This window comes from Micromonospora sp. WMMD998 (genome assembly GCF_029581235.1).
Taxonomy (GTDB): Bacteria; Actinomycetota; Actinomycetes; order Mycobacteriales; family Micromonosporaceae; genus Micromonospora.
The window spans coordinates 3,693,040-3,717,354 of sequence record NZ_CP120740.1 but is presented as its reverse complement, the minus strand read 5'-3'; the positions used below and the strand labels follow the sequence as shown (position 1 = coordinate 3,717,354).

Genomic DNA, 24,315 nt, shown 5'->3' with positions numbered 1-24,315 from the left:
ATGCGGTGTCTCCTTGTCGGGTCGGGTCAGCCGCGGGGTAGCCGCGGGATGGCCGGGATCGTCGCCGGGGCGGCCGGCGGGTCGGCGGTCGCCGCGGCGCGCAGTTCCTCGATCCGGGCGGCCAGGCCGGCCACGGTCGGGGTCTCGAAGAGGCTGCGCATCGGCAGCCGCACCCCGGTCGCCTTACGCATCGCGGCGATGAGTTGCACCGCCACCAGCGAGTTGCCGCCGAGGGCGAAGAAGTCGTCGTCCACGCCGACGTCGGTGACGCCGAGACCGTCGCGCCACACCTGGGCGATGGTCCGCTCCAGGTCGGTGCCGGGCGCGGCCGAACCGCCGGTGACGCCCGACGCGCCGGCCGGGACGTCGGTCTCCCCGGCCAGGCTGTCCGTGGTGACCCGGGCGGCCCGACGCCGGATGTCGGCCACGGCGCGGGTGGCGATCACCACCTGCGCGCCGAGGCCGGCGCCGAGACTGCGGCGGAACGCCTCCGCGCCGTCGACCGGCCGGATGTCCTCGGTGGCCGGGGCCGGCTCGTCGGTCGCCGGGGTCTCGGCCAGGGTGCCGGCGACCGCGCCCTGGTCCACCCGGCGCAGCACGAAGTCGCTGATCGCGACCAGTTCCCGGCCGTGCGGGTCGCGCAGCGACAGGTCGGCGGCGACCACCTCGTCGGTGGCGGCGGGCCGGTGCCGCAGGTGACTGTGGAACGTCTCCGGCAGCGTCCCCCGCACCACGATCCGGCCGTACGACAGCGGCAGGTAGGTGCCGGCGCCCTGGCCACGGCCGAACGCGGTGGCCACGTCGAGCAGCGCCGGGTGCAGCCCCCAGGAGGGCAGGTCGTCGCGCGCCGCGGCGGGCGCCTGCACCCGGGCCAGCTCCTCCCCCTCGCCCAGGTGGTGCTCGGCCAGCGCGGCCCAGCGCGGTCCGAACGTGAGCATGCTGGAGCGACCGCGCCCGAACGAGGCGTCGTCGTCGACCCGCCGCCCGGTCACGGCGGGCGCGGCGGGTGGCGGCGCGGCCTCGGTGGTCCAGCCGGCCGCGCCGCGCACGTGTGTGCGCCGCCGGCCGGCGGCGAGGCTGGCCACGGTGAACTCCGTCCCGTCCTCGGCCGGGGTCAGCTCGACCCGGTACTGCGCGACGGTGCCGTCCGGCACGCCGAACGGCTCCAGGAACACCACGTCGCGCAGCTCCACCGCGGCGTCCGGCGTGGGCGCGGGCAGCGCGGCGACCACGGCGGCGCGCACCGACTCCAGGTGGGCGGTGCCCGGCACCACCGGCACGCCGCCGATCCGGTGCTCGTCGAGCAGCCAGTGGGTGTCCGCCGCGACCAGGCCGTGCAGCACGGCGCCGTCCGGGCCGGTGACCATGGTGGTCAGCACCGGGTGGGTGACCCGGCTGGTCACGGTGTCCCGCCCGGCGGCCCGGAAGGCGGCCGGCGCGTCGGTCTCCACCGCCATGCCGACCTCGGCCCAGCCGCCCCAGTTCTGCGCCACCACCGGGGCGCGGAAACCGGCGCCGGAGCGCGCGAAGGCGTCCAGCACGTTGTTCGCGGCGCAGTAGTCGACCTGACCGAATCCGCCGATCACCGCCGTGATCGAGGAGCAGAGCACCACGAAGTCCAGCGGCAGGTCACCGAAGACCTGGGCCAGGGCGAGCGTGCCGGCGAGTTTCGGGGCGAGCACCCGCTCCGCCTCGGCCCGCTCCTTCACCTCGGCCATGCCGCCGCCGGGCAGGCCGGCGGCGTGCACGATGCCGTCCAGCCCGCCGAAGCGGCGTTCCGCCTCGGCGCGCACCCGGCGCAGCTCGTCCGGGTCGGTGACGTCGGCGGCGAGCACCAGCACCTCGGCGCCGGCGGCCTCCATCCGGCGGATCGCCGCGATGGCCCGGCCGGCCCGGTCGGCGCCGCCGTGCACCGCCAGGTGCGCGTCCCAGTCGTCGCGCTCCGGCAGCCCGGAGCGGGCCAGCAGCACCAGCTTGGCGCGGGCCCGGACCGCGAAGTCCTCGGCCAGGGTGACGCCGATGCCGCCGAGACCGCCGGTGATCAGGTAGCGCCCCTCCTCGCGGAGCACGCCCGGCTCGTCCTCGGGCCCCACGGTGACCTGCTCGTGGCCGCCCACCCAGCGCCGGTCGCGGCGCAACGCCACCTCCGGGTGTTCCGGGTCGACCGGGCTGCGCAACTCCACCACGAGGGCGGCCACGCCGCGCGCGGCCGGGTCGGCGTCGAGCAGCCGGACGGTGAGGCCGGGCAGCTCGACCGGGAGCACCCGGGCCAGCCCGGCGAGCGTGGCGTGCTCGGGGCGGACCACGTCGTCGCCGCGCACGTCGCCGATGCCGGCGGTGACCAGGTCGAGGCGGATGCCCGCCTCGTCGGCGGTCAGGCCGACGCCGGCGAGCGCCTGCACCAGGTGCAGCGCGCCGAAGAAGCCACGGTCCTGGGCGGCCCAGGCGGCGGCCACGTCGGTGCCGGCCGGCTCGCCGTCGAGCGCGAACGCGTGCACGATCCGGCGGGGCAGGTCGGGGCCGAGCGCGGCGACGAGCGCGTCGGCGTCGGCCCGGTCACCGGGGCGCAGCCGGAAACCGGTCGCGGTGACCGTGAACGCGCCGCCGGCGCGTACCTCCACCGGGTCGTCGCCGGCGGCCCGCAACGCGGCGACGAGCGCCTCGCCGCGCGGGCCGTCGGCCAGCACCAGGCAGCGGCCCAGCGGCTCGACCGTGCGGGCCGGCGCGGCCTGCCGCCACACCGGCACGGCGAACCACTCCGGCAGCGGCCGGGGGCCGGTCTCGGCCGGGGCCGCGGCCGTCTCCTCCACCGGGTCCGGCTCGACCCAGTAGCGGCGTCGCTCGAACGGGTACGTGGGCAGCGGCACCCGCCGCGCGTCGGGGTCGACGGCCGGGTTCACCGCGGTCCCGGCGCACCAGAGCGCGCCGGCCGTGCCGAGCAGCGTGGCCAGGTCACCCGTCGACTCGCCGGGCCCGGGCAGGCTGCCCAGCGGGGTGAACGCCCGCTGCGCCCCGCCCGCCCTGGCGACCTGCATCCGGGCCAGGTTGGCCAGTTGCCGGCCCGGGCCGCACTCGACGAGCGCCCAGGTGCCCTCGGCGAGCAGGGTGGCCACGCACGCGCCGAAGCGGACCGGCCGGCGCAGGTGCGCGGCCCAGTACGCCGGGTCGGTGGCCTGCGCGTCGGTGATCCACTCGCCGGTCACGTTGGACACGAACGGCACGGCCGGCGGGCGCAGCGGCACGGTCGCCATCAGCGCGGCGAACTCGTCGAGGATCGGGTCCATCATCGGCGAGTGGAACGCGTGCGAGGTGCGCAGCAGTTTGGACTTGTGCTTCCCGCCGAGGTTCTCCGCGAACGCCTCGACGAGCGCGGTCTCGCCGGCCACCACGCACGTGCCGGGGCCGTTCACGGTCGCCACCGACAGGCCCTCGGGCAGCCGTTCGGCCACCGCCGACTCGTCGAGCGTGACGGCGAGCATGGACCCGGGCGGCAGGGCGTGCATGAGCCGGCCCCGGGCGGCCACCACCCGCAGCGCGTCCGGCAGGGCGATCACGCCGGCGAGCGTCGCGGCCACGTACTCGCCGATCGAGTGGCCGATCATCGCGGCCGGGGTGACGCCGGCGGCCCGCCAGGCGGCGGCGAGCGCGTACTCGACGGTGAACAGGGCGGGCTGGGTCCAGCGGGTCTCGGTGAGCAGCGCCGCCGCGTCCGGGTCGCGGCCGAGGATCAGGTCCCGGATGTCCCGGCCCAGCTCGGGGCGGAGCAGCTCGGCGCACTCGTCCACGGCGGCGGCGTACGCCGGGTCCTCGGCGTACAGTTCGGCGCCCATCCCGGCGTACTGCGAGCCCTGGCCGCTGAACAGGAACCCCACCCGGGGGGTGGCGTCGGCGTCGCCCCGGTGCGTCCGGCGCCGGTCGCGCAGCGCGGCGGCGGCGTCCTGCGGGTCGACGGCGACCACGGCCGCGCGGTGCGCGTACGCCTGGCGGCCGACACGTAGCGTGTGCGCGACGTCGGCGAGCGACCCGTCGCTGTCACCGGCCAGGTGGTCGGCGAGCCGACGCACGGCCGCGTCCAGCGCGGTGGGGGTCTTCGCCGACACCTGGAGCAGGTGCGCCGGGCGGACCCGCCGTTCGGCCCGGTACGCGGCCGGCGCCTCCTGGAGCACCACGTGGGCGTTGGTGCCGCCGATGCCGAACGAGCTGACCCCGGCGCGGCGCGGCCCGCCGTCGGCGTCCCACTTGGTGAGCGTGTTCGCCACGTAGAACGGCGTGTCGGCGAAGTCGATGGCCGGGTTCGGCGTCTCGTAGTTGATGGTCGGCGGGATCAGCCCGTGTTCCATCGCGAGCACCGTCTTGATCACGCTGACGATCCCGGAGGGCTGGCTGAGGTGGCCGATGTTCGACTTCACCGAGCCGATGCCGCACCAACCCCGGTCGTCGGTGTCCCGGGCGTAGACGGCGGAGAGCGCGGCGATCTCGATCGGGTCGCCGAGCGCGGTGCCGGTGCCGTGCGCCTCGACGTAGCTGATGCTGCGCGGGTCGATCCCGGCCAGCCCGACAGCCTGGGCCACCGCCTCGGTCTGCCCCTCGACGCTCGGCGCGGTGAAACCCACCTTCCCGGCGCCGTCGTTGTTGATCGCGTTGCCGAGCACCACGGCGCGGATGGTGTCGCCGTCGGCGATCGCGTCGGAGAGCCGCTTGAGCAGGGTGACGCCGACGCCGCTGCCCCACACCGTGCCGTTGGCGTCGGCGTCGAACGGCCGGCACCGCCCGTCCGGCGAGGTGAAACCGTCCATACCGAGGTAGCCCACGTGCGGCAGCTCGATGTTGACCCCGCCGGCCAGGGCCATGTCGCACTCGCCGTTGCGCAACGCCTCGCAGGCGAGGTGGAACGCGACGAGCGAGGTGGAGCAGGCGGTGTGCACGGTGAGGCTGGGACCGCGCAGGTCCAGCCGGTAGGAGACGTTCGTGGCCACGTAGTTCGGCGAGGTGCCGGTGGCGATCGAGACCAGGCCGTGCGGGTTGCCGCCGACCCGCTTGTTGCGCAGCACGTGGCGGTGCAGGTAGGTGTTGCCGCCGGCCCCGGCGTAGACGCCGACCGCGCCGTCGTAACGGCCGGGGTCGTAGCCGGCGTCCTGCAACGCCGTGTAGCAGGTTTCCAGGAACAGCCGGTGCTGCGGGTCGGTGATCTCCGTCTCGCGCGCGGTCATCCCGAACAGGCCGGCGTCGAACTCGTCGTAGCCGTCGACGAGCGGGGCGCGGTTGACCCAGCCCGGGTCGTCGACCTCGTCCGGGTGGGCGCCGCGGGCGATCTGCTCCTCGCGGGTCAGCTCGGTGGTCGACTCCACGCCGTCGACCAGGTTGCGCCAGAACTCGTCGACGTCGGCCGCGCCGGGCAGGCGGGCGGCCAACCCGACGATGGCGATGGGTTCGATGCCGTCGTCGGCGGTGGGAAAGTCGTCAGACATGGGAGGTCCTTCATTCGCACGGGGTTGCGGCATCACGGCTGCTGGGGTCGGCGGGGCGGTGGGGTACGGCGGGCACGGCCCCGCCGGGCGGCGGCGCGCAACGCGGCGCGGGCCAGCTCCGGCCGGTCGGCGGCGCCGTCGAGGCTGGCGGCGAGCGCCCGTACCGTCGGGTGGCGGAACAGGTCGAGCATGGTGATCGAGCGGCCGGTGGCCTCGACGAGCCGGGCGTGCACCGCGGCGAGCGCCATCGAGTGGCCGCCGATGTCGAAGAAGTTGTCCGCGACGCCGACGGCGTCCCGGCCGAGGACGTCCCGCCAGATGCCGGCGATCAGCGCCTCGGTCCCGGTGAGCGTGTCCGGGCCGGCGGGCAGCGGCGCCCGGGCCGGCTCGGCGGCGACGGTCATCGCGCCCAGCGCCGCCACCCGCACCGCCGGGCGGGGCAGCTCGGACGCCACCTCGCCGGCCGGCGTGTCCGGGTCGGCGGCGAGCGCGCCGACCAGGGCGACCAGGTCGGCCAGGAGCGCGGCGATCCGGTCGGCGTCGAACAGGTCCGGGTTGTACACCACCTCGACGCCGGCCCGTCCGTCCCGCTGCACCACGTAGACCGTCAGGTCGAACGGCGACCCGGGTTTCGGCACCGGCACCGGCTCGGCGGTCAGGTCGGGCAGCGCCAGCCGGGGCGGGGCGAAGTTGAGCACGTTGAACAGCACCTGCACCAGCGGCGCGCGGGAGGTGTCCCGGCCGACGCCGAGCGCCTCGACGATCCGTTCCAGCGGCGCGCCCGGGTGGTCGGTGACCTCCTGCAGTTCGGCGGCGGCCCGGTCGACCTGCCCGGCGAAGCTCCCGCCGGCGCGCACCCGCACCGGCACGGTGTCGATGAAGAAGCCGATCACCTCGTCGAACGCGGCCAACCGCCGGTCGGCGACGACGGCGCCGAGCAGGTGGTCGTCGCCGCCGGTGAGCCGGCGCAGCAGCTCGCCGAAGCCGGCCAGCAGCACCGCCGCGACCGTGACGCCGCGCCGGGCGGCCAGGTCGCGGACCGCCCGGTCGGCGGCGGCGTCGAGCCGGACCGCGGCCTCCGCGCCGGCGTACGTCTGCACGGCCGGGCGGGGCCGGTCGCGGGGCAGCTCCAGCACCGTCGGCGCGCCGGCCAGGTGCCCGGTCCACCAGGCCAGGTCGGCGTCGCCGCGACGCCTGTCGCGTTCCGCGCGCCACACCGCGTAGTCGGCGTACGTCGCGGGCAGCGGCGGGCGACCCGGGACCGGCCCGCCGACCGCCCGGGCGTACGCGGCGGCCAGCTCGTCGTAGAGCACGGCCTCGGACCAGCCGTCGAAGACCGCGTGGTGCACGGTGATCGCGAGCACGTGCTCCGTGGCGGCGAGCCGGTAGACGGTCACCTGCCAGGCCGGGCCGGTGGCCAGGTCGAACCCGTGTCCGGCGCCGGCCGCGAGCATGCCGGCCAGCTCGGTGTCCGGGTCGGCGGCGGCGGTCAGGTCGACCACCGGCACGGCCACGTCGGTCGGTTCCTCGCGGACCGCGTACGGCACGCCGCCGGCCTGCGGGATGCGCCAGCGCAGCACGTCGTGCCGTTCGGCGACGGCGCGCAGCGCCACGCCGAGCGCGGCCACGTCCAGCGGGCCGCGCAGCCGGTGCGCGACCGCGATGTTGTAGGGCGCGCTGGACGCGGTGAGCTGGTCGGTGAACCACAGCCGCCGCTGCGGCGGGGACAGCGTGGGCGGGTTGCCGGTGGTCAACCCGTCGCCGTCGGTCGGGTCGGCGGCGCGGACCCGCTCCACCAGCGCGGCGAACGTGCGGGCGGTGAACAGCGCCCGGGTGTCGACCCGCCGGCCCAGCTCGGCGCGGAGCGCGGCGACGAGCCGCATCGCGGCGACGGAGTTGCCCCCGGCGGTCAGGAAGTCGCTGTCCGGGTTGGGGGCGGCGCCGAGCAGCCGGGTCCAGAGCCGCCGGACCACGTCGCGCACCGGATCGCCGCCGTCGGGCATGTCGTCGGCCGGGGCGGCGGCGGTGGCCAGCGCGCGCAGCGCCGACCGGTCCAGCTTGCCGCTGGTCGGGCTGACCGGCAGCGCGGGCAACCGGACCGTCCGGGCCGGGAGCATCGCGGTGGTCAACCGCTGCCGCGCGTACGCCCGCAGCGCGTCGTCGTCGGGCGCGGCGTCCGGGGTGAGGAAGGCGACCAGCTCGGTGCCGGCCGGGCCGGGCACGGCCTCCACCGCGACCCGCTCGACGCCGGGGTGGCCGGCCAGCACCGCCTCGATCTCGCCCAGCTCGATGCGCTGGCCGCGCACCTTGACCTGACGGTCGGCCCGGCCGAGGTAGACGAGCCGGCCGTCCGGCGCCTGCCGCACCAGGTCACCGGTGCGGTAGAGCCGCTCGCCGGGCGCGTCCCCGAACGGGTCCGGCACGAACCGCTCGGCGGTCAGGCCGGGCCGGCCGAGATAGCCGTCGGCCAGGCCCGGGCCGCCGATCAACAGTTCGCCGGTCTCCCCCGGCGGCACCGGCCGCAGGTCGGCGTCGACCACGTACGCGCGGTGGTTGGGCAGCGGCCGGCCGATCGGCACCGGGTCGGCGTCGGCCGGGGTGAGGTCGCCGCCGACCGCCAGTACGGTGGTCTCGGTCGGGCCGTAGCCGTTGACGAACCGCCGGCCCGGCGCCCAGCGGGCGACCAGCTCGGCCGGGACCGGCTCGCCGCCGCAGAGCAGCACCCGCCACGACGGCGCGGTCGCCGGGTCGAGCAGCGCGAGCACGGTGGGGGTGACGAACCCCCAGGTCACCTCGTGCGCGGCGACGAACCGGGCCAGCCGCGCCGGGTCGGAGCGGTCGTCGGCGCCGAGCAACTGCACCGCGCCGCCGAGGGTCAGCGGCACGAACAGGTCCATGGTGGCCGCGTCGAAGCCGAGCGAGGCGATGCCGAGGCTGCGCGTCGAGGCGTCCGCGCCGGTCAGCGCGGACACCCCGGTGACGAACTCGACCGCGTTGCGGTGGGTGGTGAGCACGCCCTTGGGGCGGCCGGTGGAGCCGGAGGTGAACAGCACGTACGCCGGGTCGCCGGGGCGGGCCGGACAGGGCAGGAGCGGGGCGGTGCCGGTCCGGCCGAGCGCCTCCACGCCGGGCTCGGCCCCGAACTCGGCCGCCGCCGCGTCGCCGGCCACCACCCGCACGCCGGCGTCGCGGGCGATCTCGCGCCGCCGGGCCCGCGGGCCGTCCGGCTCCAGCGGCACGTACGCGGCGCCGGCCAGCAGCACGCCGACCACGGTGACCACCAGGTCGGGGGTACGCGCGCCGCAGACGCCGACCCGGTCGCCCCGGCCGACGCCACGCTCGCGCAGCGCGGCGGCCACCCCGGCGGCCCGCTCGACGAGCTGCCGGTAGGTGAGCCGGTGGTCCCACTGGCGCACCGCCACCGCGTCCGGCACGAGGGCGGCCCGGGTGGTGATCAGGTCGGCGAGGGTGGCGTCCGGCCAGGGCAGGTCCGGCCCGGCGGCGGCGCTGACGGTCAGGATGTCGGTCACCGGTGTGCTCCCAGGTGCTCGGCCGGATCGGTGATCTGGAGGCGGAGTTCGCTGACGTAGCGGTGGCCGTGGGCGTCGGACACCCAGGCGTCGGTGGGGGCGGGCAGCAGCTCGGAGACCACCACCGGCACGTCCGGGCCGGTACGTAGCGCGGCGTCCACCATGGCGCAGAGCGACTGCGCGTACAGCGGGCCGGTCAGGTCCAGATAACAGGGCTTGATCTCGGTGCCCACCTTGACGAACACCCGGTCGGGCAGGCCGCTGGCCGCCCGCCAGCGGCGCACCGCCAGGTAGCGGGCCGCCTCGTCCGGGTGGCCGCCGAGGCCGCACGCGCCGGCGGTGCTCCGCCAGGTGCGCCGGGCCACCACCAGCCGGTCGATGGTGATCCGGGGCGTGTGCGGCGCGGCGCCGAACAGCTTGAACGCATCCACCAGCAGCGAGCCGAGCAGGGGCGCGAAGACCTCCATCAGTGGCCAGCGGGCCCCGTCCGGTAGGACCGCGGTGAGCCGGTCGCCGGCCCGTTCCACGCGCACCGCGGTCGCCGGGACGAGCCGCTCGGCGTCGGCGCCGTACGCGGTGTCGATGCCCAGTTGGCGGTCCGCCGGGCCGGTCAGCGCCCAGGTGGTGCGGGTGGCCCGCCGGGGGAAGCTCTCCGGCCAGAGCACCCGCAGCCGAGCCGGGCCGAGGTCGGCGTCGAGGTCGGCGCGCAGCGCCGCCGGGTCGGGGTGGAACGGGCTGAGCACCGCGCTGTCGAAGGCGACGGTGGCCGGGTGCAGCTCGCCGAGCACGAGCAGGAACTCGCCCCGCTCGACGGCGTCCGGGGACGCGGCGCTGAGCTGGACGTCGGGGTTGTGCAGCCGGGCCGACGGCCAGCCGGGGTTCTCGGCCGGGAACAGCGCCCGGACCCGCTCGGCCAGGTCCGCCGCGCGCAGCCGCAGCTCCGCCTGCCCGGCCGGCAGGTCGCGCAGGCCGAACAGCTCGGTCCACCGTTCGGTGAGCGCGGCGCCGGCCCGGCCGATCGGGCCGTCCGGCGCGACGAGCGTCCCCTGGGCGAGCAGCCACAGGTCGGCCAACCGCACCGGCTCGCCGTCGGCGGCCAACTCCTCGTGCAGCTCGGTGAAGAGTTCGCCGCAGCCGGCGGCGACCTGCGCGGTGAACCAGCGGGCGGTGCGCAGCACCACCGCGAGGGGCTCGGCGAGGGCGTCCACCACCGTGGCCCCGATCCGGAACTCCAGGTCGCGGGCGGTTTCCTCGTAGCAGACCGTGCGGCCGGCGTACATCTGTCCGCTGTGCCGGGTGGCCGGGCGGCCGGTGACCGCGGTGAAGCGGACGTTGAGCGCGGCGAGCGCGGCGGCGAGCCGGTCCGGGTCGCCGGCCGCGACCGCCACCTCGTCCCGGGCGGCGCGGAGCCGGTCGAACTCGGCGGTGGTGGTGGCGCGGACCCGCTCGTCGCCGATCGCGGCGATGCGCGCGGCGAGCACCCGCTCCGCGTCCGGGGCGACCGGCAGGTTGCCGCCCCAACTGAGCTGGCCGCGTTCGACCCAGCGGTCCAGCAGCAGGTAGACGTCGTCGACGCCGTGCACCGCGCCGTCGCCGCGCAGCCGTTCGGCCAGGTCCACCGCCGGGGTCCGCCCGTCGCAGGCGGCGAGCACCCGGGCCTCGACCGGCGTCAGCGCGATCGGCGGGTGCAGCGGCCGGCGCAGCTCCCGCCCGGTCACGGTCAGGTGCGGTTGCAGCGCGGGCGCCCACCAGCGGCGCACCGCCAGGTCGTCGGCGAGTCGGTCGGCGTACGCGATGAGCGCCCACGCCTCGAAGAACACCCGACGCCGGTGCACCAGGGCCGAGCCGGGCTCGGTGCGGACGCCGGGCACCGCCGGGTCGACCGTGCCCCAGCAGACCGGGCCGAAGAAGCCGATGGTCTCGGCTTTGCCGCAGTACCGCTGCCAATAGCGCAGCAGGCTCAGCTCCCGCTTGCGTCGCCGCACGTTCCGCACCCGCGGATCGGTACGCAGCAGGCCGTCCAGAGCGATGAGCATGTCCGGGTTCTGCCAGGTGACCGCCTCCCGCACCAGCGGGTCGGCGGCGAGGTCGCCGGCCGTCGCGGAGGAGTCGAGCAACGCCTCGCGCAGCGTCTTGTCGAACATCTCGGGGCTGCTCGCGCCGGCCAGCAGCGCGTCGGCGGCGCTGGCGCAGTCGGGCGCGGCGAACCGGTCCAGCCCGGCGGCCGGGAACCCGGCGGTACGCAGCACCACGTCCCGCCACACCGACCAGCCGGTCGTGCCCAGGGGCAGCAGGTGGCTCATCGGCCGTCCTCCCACCCGGTGTCGGTGAGGTGCAGCCGCAGCTCGCTGAAGTAGCGGCGGCCGTCGCCGTCGGGCACCCACGCCTGCTCCGGCTCGGGCAGCATCTCGCTCACCGTCAGCGGGACACCGTCGCCGCCGTCGACCCGGGCGGCTCGCACCAGGGCGCAGAGCATGGTGGCGAACCCGGGCGCGGCCAGGTCCACGAAACAGGGCTTCGTCTCGGTGCCGAGCTTGACGTAGACCCGCTCGGGCAGATCGAGCCGGCGACGCCAGGCGCGGACGGCCAGGAAGCGGTTCCGCTCCCCGACGGCGTCGGCCAGGCCGCTCTGGCCGACCGTGGTCCGCCAGGTCCGGCGGGACACCACGAGCCGGTCCACGGTGATCCGGGGCGTGTGCGGCGCGGCGGCGACCAGCTTGAACCCGTCCACCGCGTGCGCGCTGAGCACCGGGGCGAAGATCTCGGCGAGTGGCCAGCGCTGCCCGTCGGGGGCGGTGGCGACCAGGTCGCCGTCGACCTCGTGCACGGTGAGGTCCACGGTGGGCAGCACCCGGGCCGGGTCGGCGCCCGGCGCGTCCAGGAAGGCCAGTTGCCGGTCGGTCGGCCCGGTCAGCGACTCGGCGGTGCGGCTGGTGCGGCGCGGCCAGTCGGCCGGGAAGAGCAGCCGGACCCGTCCCCCGCCCAGGTCCGCGGCGAGGGCGTCGCGCAGCCGCGCCGGCTCCGGATGTGTCTGGGTGAAGACCGCGCAGTCGAACGAGGACCAGGCGGCGTGCAGCTCGCCCAGCACCACGGTGTACTCGCCCCGGTGCAGGGCCGCCGCGTCGGTGGCGCAGATCTGCAGGTCGGGGCTGTGCACGACGGCGTTGGACCAGCTCGGCCGGGTGCCCGGGAAGACCGCGTCGATCCGGCCGGCCAGGTCGGCCGCGCGCACCCGGACGTCGGTGACGCCGGCGGGCGCGGTGTCCAGGCCGAACAGCCCGGCCCAGCGGGTGGCGAAGTCGGCCGCGACCGCGTCCACCGGTCGCTCGCCGTCGCCCCAGAACAGGCCCTGGGCGAGGAACCACAGGTCGGCCAGGGCCACCGGGCCGCCGGTTTCGGCACGCAGCTCGTCGTAGAGGCCGCGCAGCACCGTCAGGTACGCCTCGGCGAGCGCGTTGGCCAGCCAGCGGGCGGCGCGGAGCAGCACGTCCAGCGGGGCGGCCAGCTCGGCCAGCAGCGGGGCGCCGAAGACGACGTCCAGGTCGCGGGCGGTGTCCTCGTAGCAGATGGTGCGGCCGGCGTACATCTGGCCGGCGCGACGGGTTGCCGGCACCCCGGTCAGCTCGGTGAACGTGGCGTCGAGGTGATCCAGCGCGGCGCGCAACGCCACCGGGTCGCCGGCCGCCGCGGCCACCGCGTCGCGGGCGGCGCGCAGCCGGTCGAAGCCGGACCGGGCGGCGGCGCGGGCCGACTCGTCGCCGATCGCCGCGATCCGCTCGGCCAGCACCCGCTCGGCGTCCGGGCTGACCGGCAGGGCCGCGTCCCAGGTGATCAGCTCCCGGGCCACCAGCCGGTCGAGCAGCGCGTAGCCGTCCTCGGGCCGGCGCAGTCCGATCGCCGGGTCGGCGACCAGGTCGGCGGCGGGGCGCCGGCCGTCGGCGGCACGCAGCAGCGCGGCCTCGACCGGGCTCAGCGTCACCGGCGGGCGGCCGGGCCGCAGCACCGTCCGGTCCCGGACCGCCAGGTGCGGACGCAGCATCGGCGGCCACCAGCGGCGGACGGCCGGGTCGGCGCCGATCCGGTCGGCGTACGCGGCCAGCGCCCAGGACTCGAACCACACCCGGCGCCAGCGGGTGAGCCGGTCGCCGGGCTCGACCCGGGCCACCTCCGGCAGCTCGGGATCGAGGGTGACCCAACAGCCCGGGCCGAAGAAGCCGACCGTCTCGTTCTTGCCGCAGTAGCGCTGCCAGTATTTGAGCAACGCCCGCTCCCGGTCCCGCCGGCGCACGTTGCGGGGGGCGTCGGCGCCGCCGCGCGCCAGCCCGTCCAGCGCGACCAGGGCACCCCGGTTCTGCCAGGTGACCGCCTCCCGCAGCCGCGGGTCGGCGGCCAGCGCGGTGAGCCGTTCGGCGCCGGCGCGGACCGCCTCGTCGAACTCCTTGTCGAACCGGTCCGCGCCGGCGCCGGTGGCGAGCAGCTCGTCGGCGGCCACCGCGGCCCGGGGCGCGGTCAGCAGCGCCAGCCCGTCGGCGGGGAAGCCGGTGGTCCGCAGGACCGCGTCGCGCCACACCGACCATCCGGTGTCGCCGAGGGGGACCCGGTGCGCACCGCCGGCGGTCCCGCGGCCGGCGGCGCGCACCGGGTCCGGACCCGCGTCCGGTGTCCGGACGCGGGTCGTCGAATCGCCGGGCGCGGCGAGCGGCGCGGCGCTCCGCACGTCCGGCGCGGCGGCCGGCACGTCCGACGCCGAGGCCGGCACGCCCGGCGCGGCGGCCAGGTCGGCCCGGATCAGCGCGGCCAGCTCGGCGAGTCGGTCGTGCAGGAAGAAGTGCCCGCCGGGCAGCTCGTGCAGGGTGAACCCGGCCGCGGTGTGCTCGACCCAGGCGGCGTTCTGCTCCCGGGTGACCGCCCGGTCCCGGTCGCCCGCGAACGCGACGATCGGCACCGGCAGCGGCTCGCCGGGGACGTAGCGATAGTCGTCGACCCGGCCGAAGTCGGCCCGCAGCAGCGGCAGCAGCAGGTCCACCAGCTCCGGGTGGTCGAGCAGCTCGGCGGAGAGGCCGCCGCCGTCGCGCAGGCGGCGCAGCAGCTCGTCGTCGTCGGCGTGGGACAGCCCGTCGAAGAGACCCGGCCCGGCGACGTGCGGGGCACGGGCCCCGCCGACGTAGAGCCGCAGCGGCAGCGGGCGGCCGGTACGGCGCAGTTCGCGGACCACCTCGAAGCCGAGCCGGCCGCCCATCGAGTGGCCGTAGATCGCGTACGGGCGGTCGGCGCGGGAGGCGATCGCGTCGGCCACCTCGGCGACGGTGAAGCGCGGGTCCTCCATGATCCGGTTCTCCCGGCCGGGCAGTTGCACCGGCAGCACCTCGACGCCCGGACCGACCGCGGCCGGCCAGTGTCGGAACGCGCTGGCGCCCGCGCCCGCGTAGGGCAGGCAGAACAGCCGCACCGGCGCCTCGGGTCGGCTACCGGCGGAGACGAACCAGTTCACCGTGGGCCTCTCTGCACGGGGTCGATCCAGTGCCGGCGGCGCTGGAACGGGTAGGTGGGCAGGCCGGTACGCCGCACGGCGCCCTCCGGGTGCAGGGCGGCCCAGTCGACGTCGTGCCCGGCCACCCAGTCGGCGGCCAGCTCGCGCAGCGGCCCGCCGTCCCCGGCGATCCGGGCGTCGGTGTCGAGCAGCACGTCGAGCGCGGCCAGCGCGGCGGGCCGGGAGGCGGCGACGACCGCGGCCCGGTGGGCGAACGGTCGCCGGCCCAGCGCCAGCGTGGCGGCCACCTCGGGCAGCGGCGGCGCGGCCCCGGCCAGGTGGCTGCGCAGCCGGGCCAGCGCGGCCCGCAACGCCGCCCGGGTACGCGCCGAGACCGGCAGCAGCCACGGCCCGTCGCCGGACGGGTCGACCGGGTCGACCGGCGGCGGCTGCTCCACCACCACGTGGGCGTTGGTGCCGCCCAGCCCGAACGCGCTCACCCCGGCCACCCGGCGGGCGCCGTCGGGCCAGTCCCGCGTCTTGGTCGGCACGTAGAACGGACCGGCGGCCAGGTCGATCTCCTGGTGCGGGCGGGTGAAGTGCAGGTTCGGCGGGATCACGCCGTGCCGGACGGCGAGCACCGCCTTGATCAGCCCGGCGATGCCGGCCGCCGCGTCGAGGTGGCCGATGTTCGTCTTCACCGAACCCAGCGCGCAGGTGCCGGGGGGCGCGGCGCCGGCGTACACCTCGTGCAGCGCGGCCACCTCGATGGCGTCGCCGAGCGGGGTGCCGCTGCCGTGCGCCTCGACGAGACGGACCTCGCCCGGGTCGACCTCGGCGGTGGCGAGCGCGTTGGCGACGGCGGCGGCCTGCCCGGCGGGGCCGGGCACGGCGAAGCCGGCCCGGTCCGGGCCGTCGTTGGTGACCGCCCAGCCGGGCAGGATCGCATAGATCCGGTCGCCGTCGGCCTGCGCGTCGGCGAGCCGGCGCAACGCGACCACACCCGCGCCGGAGCCGAACCCGGAGCCGTCGGCGGCGGCGTCGAAGGCCCGGCACCTGCCGTCGGGCGAGGCGAGCCCGCCGGGGGTGGCGCGGTGCCGGGGCCAGGTCACGGTGGCCCCGCCGGCCAGGGCGAGGTCGCACTGGTAGTCGGCGAGGCTCTGCGCGGCCAGGCAGACCGCGACGAGCGAGCTGGAGCAGGCGCTCTGCACCGCCACCGCCGGCCCGGTCAGGCCGAGCCGGTAGGCGACCTGTCCGGGCAGGTGGTCGGTGAACTGCCGGCCGAGCAGCCGCGCCTCCCAGTCGTCCGGGTCGACGTCGCCGACCACGGCCGGGTTGTCCATCAGGTGAAACAGGAAGTAGCGGTTGGCGGAGGTGGCGGCGTAGACGCCGACCGGGCCGGGGAAGCGTCGCGGGTCGTGCCCGGCGTCCTCCATCGCCTCCCACGCGGTCTCCAGGAAGAGCCGGTGCTGGGGGTCGGTGCGGGCGGCCTCGTCGGCGCCGAAGGCGAAGAACTCGGCGTCGAAGTCGGTCACCCCGTCGAGCCGGCCGGTGGCGCGGACGTGCCGGGGGTCGGCGCGCAGCTCCGGCCCGATGCCGAGCGCGGCCAACTCCTCGTCGGTGTGGTCGTGGACGGAGTCCACCCCGGCGCACAGGTTCCACCAGAACGTCGCCACGTCCGGCGCGCCGGGGAAACGGCCGGCGAGGCCGACCACGGCGATCTCGTCGCCGGTGTGCGCGCGGGCGACGCCGACCGGCGCGGCGGGCGCGGGCAGCACCGGCACCCGGACCGTGTCCGGCGGGGCGTCGAGCAGCGCCGCCTGGGCCGCGACGGTGGGGTGGTCGAACAGGCGCAGCATCGGCAGGCGTACGCCGAACCGCTCGGCGATCCGCTGCTGCACCAGGCCCAGCAGTAGCGACTGCCCGCCCACGTCGAAGAAGCCGTCGGTGCGGCCGACCGCCGGGCGGCCGAGCACCGCGCACCAGATGTCGTGCACGGCGCGTTCGGTGTCGGTGACCGGCGCCGCGTCGGCGGCCACCTCGACGACCGGGTCGGGCAGCGCCCGCTCGTCGACCTTGCCGCTGACCGTGAGCGGGAAGTCGTCGACCACGACCACCGCGCGGGGCACCGCGTGCTCGGGCAGGGCGGCGGACAGCGCCGCGCGCAACGCGGTCGGGTCGGGGCGGGCGCCGGCCGGCCGGACGTACGCCAGCAGCTCGCCGTCGCGGACGATGGCGCGGACGCCGGCCACGCCCGGTTGGGCGGCGAGCACGGTCTCGATCTCGGTCAGCTCGATCCGGTGCCCGCGCACCTTGACCTGCCGGTCGAGCCGGCCCAGGCAGACCAGCTCGCCGCCGGGCAGCCACCGGCCGAGGTCGCCGGTGCGGTAGGTGGGCACCCCGTCGGCGTCGGTGCCGAAGCGGTCGCTGTCCTGGTTGAGGTAGCCGGGGGCGAGGTGCCGGCTGCGGACCACGATCTCTCCGGTGCCGGTGGCGAGGTCGAGCCGGTAGCCGGGTAACGCGGCGCCGACGGGCAGCGGCCCGGTCGCGGTCGGGTCCACCCCGGACAGGCTCAGCACGTGTCGGGCGGCGAACGTCATCTCGGTCGCCCCGTAGCCGTTGACCAGCCAGCAGTCCGGGGCGAACCGGTCCCGGCCGCGCGCCGCGTCGGCCCAGGTGGCCTGTTCCCCGCCGAGCAGCACCGCCCGCACCGAGGGCAGCCGCCGCTCGCCGAGCGTGTCAAGCAGGAAGCGGTAGACGGTGGGCGTGCAGTGCAGCACGGTGGTCCGGTGCCGGTCGAGCTGCTCGACGGCGTACGCCAGGCCCTGCCGGCGCAGGTCGACCGGGACGACCGCGGCGCCGGTGAGCAATGCCGGGTAGAGGTCGGGGATGGCGGCGTCGAAGCTGAACGAGGCGAGCAGGCTGAGCCGGTCGGCGGGGCCGACGGCGAGCGCGTCGATCTGGTTGTCGACGACGTGGGCCAGGTTGCGGTGGGTCTGCCCGACGGCCTTGGGCACGCCGGTGGAGCCGGAGGTGAACAGCACGTACGCCAGCGCGTCCGGGTCGACCGGAACGGGGCGCAGCGGGGCCGGCGGCACGTCGTCGAGCGGCACCACGGCGCGTCCGCCGGCGAGCGTCCGGGCCAGCTCGCGGTGCTCGGCGCCGCAGGCCACGGCGGTCACCCCGGCGGCGTCGACCATCTGCCGCAGCCGCGCGACCGGGAAGCCCGGGTCCAGCGGCACGTACGCGCATCCGGCGGCGAGCGTGCCGAGCAACGCGGTGACGGTCGGCGCGCCGTGCGCGGTGAGCAGCGCGATCCGGTCGCCGGGGCGGAGGCCGGCGGCGGCGAGCCGGGCGGCGTGCCCGCCGGCCGCCTCGGCCAGCTCGGCGTAACCGACCTCGTGGGTCTCGCCGAGAAGCGCCGGGCGGCCACCGTGGACCGCTGCGACCGCGCCGAAACGATTGATGATCGTCGTCTGTGCCATGTCAGGAGACGGATTGCTCTCCACCGACGGTGGGCACGCAGCATGGAATGAACGTGATCATTGATTCCCCCCCAGGACTTCACGTTGGAAGCAGAATATGGCCCGACCCCTCGACCGGAAGAGCATCGATGCGGGTCAAGCCGAAGGGGGGATGGCCCCTGGCACCACGGGCGGAGGAATCCGTCCGATCATCCCTCTAGCGCGAAGACGATTTTCAGCGTAGGCACCTACTGGCGAGTTATTTTACGGTGAAAGTACTTTTGGGCCGCGAAATCTTCAGTGGTGGCCTCGATGCCCGCAGCTCGACCCGGATCGCGGGGAGCCTGCTCAGACATCGTACGGCGGACGCGGAATCGGGTCCACCATCGCGTCGAACCCCTTCGGCAACTGCGCCACCAGATCCTGGAACTCACCCACGGTGACCGTCTCGCGCAACGTCTCCAGCACCCCCCGGGTGCCCACCTCGGCCACCGCCGGATCCACCGCGGCCCGGTCGGCCACCCGGAAGAGAAAGTCCACCACGGCGCCGGTCGCCCCGGCCGGCTCGGACGTCGTCAGGTAGCCGCCGACGTCGTCCGGGAGTTGGGCCGCCAGATCGGCCGACTCGTCGGCGGTGATCCGCTCGGCGAGGGTCTGCAACACCGCCCGGGAGATGGTGGCGGCCTGGTCGCCGGGAAGCTCCGCGCGGCGCGCCACCGCCTCGACGAACATGGGAAACCGCATGCCGCCCCTCCCCTCGTCGCCGGCCACCGACCCGCCGCCGCCCGCCGACCCCGGCGAGTACCCGCGCCCACCCCCACCAAACGACGCGCCGGTCGGGGTCGGCGCGGCCCCGCCGCCACGACGGCGGGCGGGAGGTCCGCGGGCTAACGTGAGCCCATGGCCAAGCCGACCCGCTGGGTGACCGACACCGAACCCGGCCACTCGCAGTGGTACGTCGACCGGTTCCGCCGCCTCGCCGCCGAGGGCGCGGACCTGGCCGGTGAGGCCCGGATGGTGGACGCGCTCGTGCCGCCCGGCGCGCGGATCCTGGACGCCGGCTGCGGCACCGGCCGGGTCGCCGCCGCGCTGGCCGCCCGGGGGCACACCGTGGTCGGGGTGGACGCCGACCCGACGCTCGTCGAGGCGGCCCGCGCCGACCACCCCGGCCCCCGCTTCCTGGTCGCCGACCTGGCCGAGCTGGACCTGCCCGGGTACGGCGAGGGCGAGCCGTTCGACGCCGCCGTGGTGGCCGGCAACGTGATGGCCTTCGTCGCCCCCGGCACCGAACGGGACGTGCTCACCCGGATCGCCGCGCACGTGCGCCCCGACGGCGTGGTGGTGGTCGGCTTCGGCACCGACCGCGGCTACCCGGTCGTCGCGCTGGACGCCGACGCGGTGGCCGCCGGGCTGCGCCCCGAGCACCGCTTCGCCACCTGGGACCTGCGGCCGTGGCGCGACGACGCCGGGTTCGCCGTCACCGTGCTGCGCCGCCCCGCCTGAGTCGCGGCGGCACTCAGGCCGGGGCGGCGACCGTGCGGGCCGCCTCCGGGTCGAGCGGACTGCCCGCCGGCAGCAGGTCGACCAGGCCCGCCGGCAGCCGCACCGGACGAACCCCGGCGTAGCCGAGCATGCCCGCCACGTCCGCGCCGGCGAGCGCGTACCGCCGGCCCAGGTCGGTGACCACGCACACCGCGCCGCCGGTGGCGCCCGGGGCCGCCGCCGCCTCCACGAGCGCGCCGCGCCCCGGCTCCACCACGACCTGGTCGGCCAGCCCACCCCGGCCCCCCGAGGTGTGCGCGACGGCAGTCAGGTCCGGCGCGGCCACCCCGAGCCGGATCTCGCGTACGCCCGCGTCGTCGCCGGCCCGTGCGCAGAGCGCGCCGCCCTCGCGCGCGGCGAGCCGGGGCGGCACGGCCGGCGGCGCGGTCGGGCCGGCGGGCACCAGGTCGGGCAGCTTGGGCAGCGCGGCGAACCGGCCCAGCGTGATCGGCGCCGGCTCGCCCTGCCCGGTGCGCGCCAGCAGCAACGCGGCCTGCAACTCGGTGATGCCGGCCAGCCCGTCGCGGGCGGCCACCGCGTACTGCCGGCCACCCCCGGAGTTGCGCACCAGGTAGACGTCGCCCACGGTGGCCCCGGCCACCCGCCCGGAGGGTACGCCGAGGTCACCGACCGGCGGCGGGGCCAGGTCGACGCCGGCCGGGATCGTGTTGAGCAGCGCCGCCGCGACCGGCACGGCCCGTTCCCGGGTGGCGGCGAGCGCGGCGAGCACCCGGTCGGTGTCGCGCAGCAGGTAACGCCGGTCGTGCCAGAGCAGGTGCAGGCCGCCGTCCGGGTGGCGGACCAGCAGGCCCTGGTCGCCGAGCGCCCGGCCGCCGGCCGCGTCCCGCCCGATCAGCAGCGCCGAACGTGCCTGGTCCTGCCCCGCCTCCCCGGTCACCGACGAGCAGAGCGTCCAGCCGTCGCGGACCAGCCGGTTGGGCGCGGGCAGCGAGTCCGGGGCGTCGGCGATGCCGAGCGGCAGGCCACGCGGCACCCCGTCGATGGCCCGGCGGGTGACGAGCACGGTCTTCGGCCGGTCCGCCCCGATGATCAGCAGCGCCGAGGCGTAGTTGAGCACCGGGTGCAGTTTCCCGTCCCGGTAGACGAACCGGGCGCCGGACTCCTTCTCCACGATCACCGCGCCGGTGTCCCGCCAGGAGCTGCCGCCGCCGGTGAACAGGCCGTACAGCGCCACCGCGCCCAGTGCGATCACCGCGACCAGCACGCTGGCCAGGCCGGCGCCGGCCAGCCGGCGGAACGGCGACTGCGCGGGGTCGGTCTCCCGCATGACGAGCGCGGCGACCGCCCGCTGGACGGTGAACTGGTACGAGTGCAGCTGGTCCTGCCGCGACGCCATCGGGGTCCCTCCGCCGGGATCGTCGGCGCACAGAATAAGCACTCCGTGGATCCCCCAGCTACCCTGCGTCCCCGCCGTCCCCTTTCATGACCAGCCGACCGGGACTCGGGGCGGTGGCGCTTCGGGTACCCCCGGGGGTATATTCGGGCCAGGAGGTGGGACGTGAAGCTACGACCCGAGATGACCGGCGACGCGCTGACCCGACTCAAGCGGGCCCGCGGACAGCTCAACGCCGTGATCGAGATGATGGAGAACGGCGAGGACTGCCGCGCGGCGCTCACCCAGCTCGCCGCGGTGTCCAAGGCCATCGACCGGGCCGGCTTCAAGATCATCGCTTCTGGCATGCGGCACTGCGGCACCGCCCGCCAGGCGGGCGAGGAGCCGGAGATGACCGAGGAGGAGCTGGAGAGGCTCTTCCTCTCCCTGGCCTGATTCCACCGACCCTCGCCCGCGTCGCCTGATCGCGACGCGGACGGGTAATCCGTGCCTGAACCCGGGCCGGAGTCTGCGCCCTGCATACCCCCCGGGGTATGCAGGGCGAGGAGAGAGGAGAACGACCCATGACCGCAGAGGTGTCCGTCATCGCGACGTCCTCGCTCGGCGACCGCAGCTACCTGGCCTCCGACGGCCGCACGGCAGTCGTGGTCGACCCGCAGCGCGACATCGACCGGGTCCTGCACCTGGCCGGCGCCAAGGGGGTGCGCATCACCCACGTGGTGGAAACCCACATCCACAACGACTACGTCTCCGGCGGCCTGGAACTGGCCCGGATCACCGGCGCGCGCTACCTGGTCGCCGCCGCCGACCAGGTCGGCTTCGATCGGATGCCGGTGGCCGACGGCGACGTGGTGCCGGTCTCGGACGACCTGCGACTGCGGATCGTCGGCACGCCGGGCCACACCTTCCACCACCTGTCCTACGTGCTGGACCAGGCGAGCGACGGCGGCTGGACGCCGGTCGGCGTGTTCACCGGCGGCTCGCTCCTGTTCGGCACCACCGGCCGCACCGACCTGCTCGGCCAGCGACACGCCCACGAGCTGGCGCACCACCAGCACGCCTCCGCGCGCAAGCTGGCCGACCTGCTGCCCGACGGCGCGCAGGTGTGGCCGACGCACGGCTTCGGCAGCTTCTGCTCGGCCAGCCAGGCCGACGCCCCCGAGTCGACCATCGGCCGGGAGAAGGACGTCAACCCGGTGCTGCGACTGGCCGCCGACCGGTTCGTCACCGAGACGCTCGCCGGCCTGGACGCCTACCCGGCCTACTACGCCCACATGGGCGTGGCCAACGCCGCCGGTCCCGCCCCGGTGGACCTCACACCGGTGGCCCGCGCCGACGCCGACGAGCTGCGCCGCCGGATCGCCGCCGGCGAGTGGGTGGTCGACCTGCGGCACCGCAAGGCGTACGCGGCGTCGCACCTCGCCGGCACCGTCAGCCTCGGTCTGGACGGGCCGATGTCGACCTGGCTCGGCTGGCTGATCGACTGGGGCGTCCCGATCACCCTCCTGGCCGAGACCCCGGACCAGGTCGCCGAGGCCCAGCGGGAGCTGGTCCGGATCGGGATCGACCGGCCCGCCGCCCAGGCCACCGGCGCGCCCGAGCGGTGGGCCACCGCACCGTCGGAGCTGCGTGACCTGCCCGTGGCCGACTTCGGCGCCCTGGCCGACGCGCAGGCCGGGGACACCCCGGCCGGCCTGCCGGACCCGCAGGTCGTCCTCGACGTCCGGATGACGAACGAGTGGACGGCCGGGCACGTCGACGGCGCGGTGCACATCCCGCTGCCCGACCTGCCCGGACGACTCGCCGACGTGCCCGCCGGGACGGTCTGGGTGCACTGCGGCTCCGGCTACCGGGCCACCGCCGCCGCGTCGCTGCTGGCCAACGCCGGTCGGGACGTCGTGCTGATCGACGACGTGTTCGCTCGGGCCGAGGCGGCCGGCGTCCGCATGGCGCCCACCGCCTGACCCCCGCTCCCCCACCCGGCCGGCGCGCCGACAGCGCCGGCCGGTGATGCCCCCTGCCCGCGAGGGCTCCTGCCGACCCGGCGGCCGTCCGCCCCCGAAGGAGAACCATGACCACGACCAACCCGTCGACCGTCGACGCGACCACCTTGCGCGAGCTGATCGCCACCGGCCACGCCCCTCGGATGCTGGACGTCCGCACCCCGGGCGAGTTCGAGACCGCGCACGTACCCGGCGCGTACAACGTGCCGCTGGACCTGCTCCGGGAACACCGCGACGAGCTGCGTGCCCACCTCGACGAGGACGTGGTGCTGATCTGCCGCTCCGGTGCCCGCGCCGCCCAGGCCGGGCAGGCGCTCGCCACCGCCGGCCTGCCCCACCTCAAGGTTCTCGACGGCGGCATGCTGGCCTGGCAGGCCACGAACGCCCCGGTCAACCGGGGCCGGCCGCGTTGGGACCTGGAACGCCAGGTCCGCCTGGTCGCCGGCGCGATCGTGCTGGCGGCCGTGGTCGGCTCGGTCTGGGTGCCCGGCCTGAAGTGGATCGCCGGGTTCATCGGCGCCGGCCTCACCGTCGCCGCCGTCTCGAACACCTGCGCCATGGGCATGCTGCTCAGCAGGCTGCCGTACAACCGGGGCGCGCGCTGCGACCTGGACACCGTCGTCGGCCAACTGCGCGACGCCGGACGACGGTCGTGACCGCCCTGGTGCTGACCCTGGTCGGCGCGGTGCTGATCGGGGTGAGCCTCGGCCTGCTCGGCGGCGGCGGGTCCATCCTCGCGGTGCCGTTGCTCGTCTACGTCGCCGGCCTGCCCGCCAAGGAGGCCATCGCCACCTCGCTGCTCGTGGTCGGCGCGACGAGCGCCGTCGGCGTGCTGCCGCACGTCCGCGCCCACCGGGTGCGCTGGCGCACCGGTCTGATCTTCGGCCTGGCCGGCATGACCGGCGCGTACGCCGGCGGCCGGCTGGCCCAGTACGTCCCGGCGAGCGTCCTGCTCACCGCGTTCGCGCTGCTGATGCTCGCCACGGCAGTCGCGATGATCCGCGGGAGGAGCCCTGCCGCGGGCCCGCCCGTGCCGCACGAGCTGCCGGTGTTCCGGGTCGTCCTCGACGGCGTCGTCGTCGGGCTGGTCACCGGCCTCGTCGGCGCCGGCGGGGGCTTCCTGGTGGTGCCCGCCCTGGCCCTGCTCGGCGGCCTGCCGATGCCGATCGCGGTCGGCACGTCGCTCGTCGTCATCGCGATGAAGTCCGCCGCCGGCCTGGCCGGCTACCTGTTCAGCGTCAACGTCAACTGGGGCCTGGCGACCGCGGTCACCGCCGCCGCGATCGCCGGCAGCCTGCTCGGCGGCCGGCTGGCCGGCCGGATCCCGGCGGACGTCCTGCGCCGCGCGTTCGGCTGGTTCGTCGTGGTGATGGGCGTGTTCGTGCTGGCCCGGCAACTGCCCACGGTTGCCGGAGTCGGGCTGGCCGTCCTTGCCACGGCCGGTACGGTCACCTGGGCGGTGTGGGGCCGCCGAAGGAGGTAAC

11 protein-coding genes and 1 pseudogene are annotated in these 24,315 nt (G+C 76.5%); 5 read left to right on the top strand and 7 right to left on the bottom strand.

Annotation, left to right across the window (positions count from 1 at the left end):
* Positions 1–26: 26 nt before the first annotated feature.
* From O7619_RS16885 to O7619_RS16860, 6 genes are all read right to left on the bottom strand, one after another.
* Positions 27–5,468, bottom strand: a complete 5,442-nt coding sequence (locus O7619_RS16885; RefSeq protein WP_282281886.1) for a type I polyketide synthase — start codon at positions 5,466–5,468, stop codon at positions 27–29.
* Between the two features lie 32 nt (positions 5,469–5,500).
* Complete coding sequence (locus O7619_RS16880; RefSeq protein WP_282281885.1) at positions 5,501–8,998, bottom strand: amino acid adenylation domain-containing protein; 3,498 nt, start codon at positions 8,996–8,998, stop codon at positions 5,501–5,503.
* A complete protein-coding gene (locus O7619_RS16875) occupies positions 8,995–11,301 on the bottom strand; it encodes a lantibiotic dehydratase (protein WP_282281884.1) in 2,307 nt (768 codons plus the stop codon). Before O7619_RS16875 ends, O7619_RS16880 begins: the two co-directional genes overlap by 4 nt.
* Entirely contained in the window at positions 11,298–14,489 is a 3,192-nt protein-coding gene (locus tag O7619_RS16870; protein ID WP_282281883.1) for a thioesterase domain-containing protein, read from the bottom strand. Before O7619_RS16870 ends, O7619_RS16875 begins: the two co-directional genes overlap by 4 nt.
* Positions 14,486–17,953, bottom strand: coding sequence for an AMP-binding protein (locus O7619_RS16865; RefSeq protein WP_282281882.1), 3,468 nt, complete (start codon positions 17,951–17,953; stop codon positions 14,486–14,488). Before O7619_RS16865 ends, O7619_RS16870 begins: the two co-directional genes overlap by 4 nt.
* 327 nt (positions 17,954–18,280) lie before the next feature.
* A complete protein-coding gene (locus O7619_RS16860) occupies positions 18,281–18,676 on the bottom strand; it encodes a DUF2267 domain-containing protein (protein WP_282281881.1) in 396 nt (131 codons plus the stop codon).
* A 156-nt stretch (positions 18,677–18,832) separates the two neighbouring features.
* Between O7619_RS16860 and O7619_RS16855 the strand changes: the two genes are divergently transcribed.
* Positions 18,833–19,435: a class I SAM-dependent methyltransferase gene (locus O7619_RS16855; protein WP_282281880.1), complete on the top strand. Its 603-nt coding sequence runs from the start codon at positions 18,833–18,835 to the stop codon at positions 19,433–19,435.
* 13 nt (positions 19,436–19,448) lie between these two features.
* Here O7619_RS16855 and eccB read toward each other — a convergent pair whose 3' ends face one another.
* Entirely contained in the window at positions 19,449–20,831 is a 1,383-nt protein-coding gene (gene eccB / locus O7619_RS16850; protein WP_282281878.1) for a type VII secretion protein EccB, read from the bottom strand.
* A 162-nt stretch (positions 20,832–20,993) separates the two neighbouring features.
* Here eccB and O7619_RS16845 point away from each other — a divergent pair, with 162 nt between their 5' ends.
* The 4 genes and pseudogenes from O7619_RS16845 to O7619_RS16830 form a co-directional block, all read left to right on the top strand.
* A complete protein-coding gene (locus O7619_RS16845; protein WP_281583379.1) occupies positions 20,994–21,263 on the top strand; it encodes a metal-sensitive transcriptional regulator in 270 nt (89 codons plus the stop codon).
* A 128-nt stretch (positions 21,264–21,391) separates the two neighbouring features.
* Positions 21,392–22,792, top strand: coding sequence for an MBL fold metallo-hydrolase (locus O7619_RS16840; RefSeq protein WP_282281876.1), 1,401 nt, complete (start codon positions 21,392–21,394; stop codon positions 22,790–22,792).
* Between the two features lie 107 nt (positions 22,793–22,899).
* Positions 22,900–23,487, top strand: coding sequence for a rhodanese-like domain-containing protein (locus O7619_RS16835; RefSeq protein WP_282281875.1), 588 nt, complete (start codon positions 22,900–22,902; stop codon positions 23,485–23,487).
* Positions 23,484–24,311, top strand: a pseudogene (locus tag O7619_RS16830) (sulfite exporter TauE/SafE family protein); the annotation flags it as partial. The gene O7619_RS16835 and the pseudogene O7619_RS16830, both read left to right, overlap by 4 nt.
* Positions 24,312–24,315 lie beyond the last annotated feature (4 nt).

Excerpts from the sequence above, each read along its gene's own strand:
- O7619_RS16885 (WP_282281886.1), bottom strand. The coding sequence starts at position 5,468 with ATGTCTGACGACTTTCCCACCGCCGACGACGGCATCGAACCCATCGCC.
- O7619_RS16875 (WP_282281884.1), bottom strand. The coding sequence starts at position 11,301 with ATGAGCCACCTGCTGCCCCTGGGCACGACCGGCTGGTCGGTGTGGCGG.
- O7619_RS16865 (WP_282281882.1), bottom strand. The coding sequence starts at position 17,953 with ATGGCACAGACGACGATCATCAATCGTTTCGGCGCGGTCGCAGCGGTC.
- O7619_RS16860 (WP_282281881.1), bottom strand. The coding sequence starts at position 18,676 with ATGCGGTTTCCCATGTTCGTCGAGGCGGTGGCGCGCCGCGCGGAGCTT.
- O7619_RS16855 (WP_282281880.1), top strand. The coding sequence starts at position 18,833 with ATGGCCAAGCCGACCCGCTGGGTGACCGACACCGAACCCGGCCACTCG.
- eccB (WP_282281878.1), bottom strand. The coding sequence starts at position 20,831 with ATGGCGTCGCGGCAGGACCAGCTGCACTCGTACCAGTTCACCGTCCAG.
- O7619_RS16840 (WP_282281876.1), top strand. The coding sequence starts at position 21,392 with ATGACCGCAGAGGTGTCCGTCATCGCGACGTCCTCGCTCGGCGACCGC.
- O7619_RS16835 (WP_282281875.1), top strand. The coding sequence starts at position 22,900 with ATGACCACGACCAACCCGTCGACCGTCGACGCGACCACCTTGCGCGAG.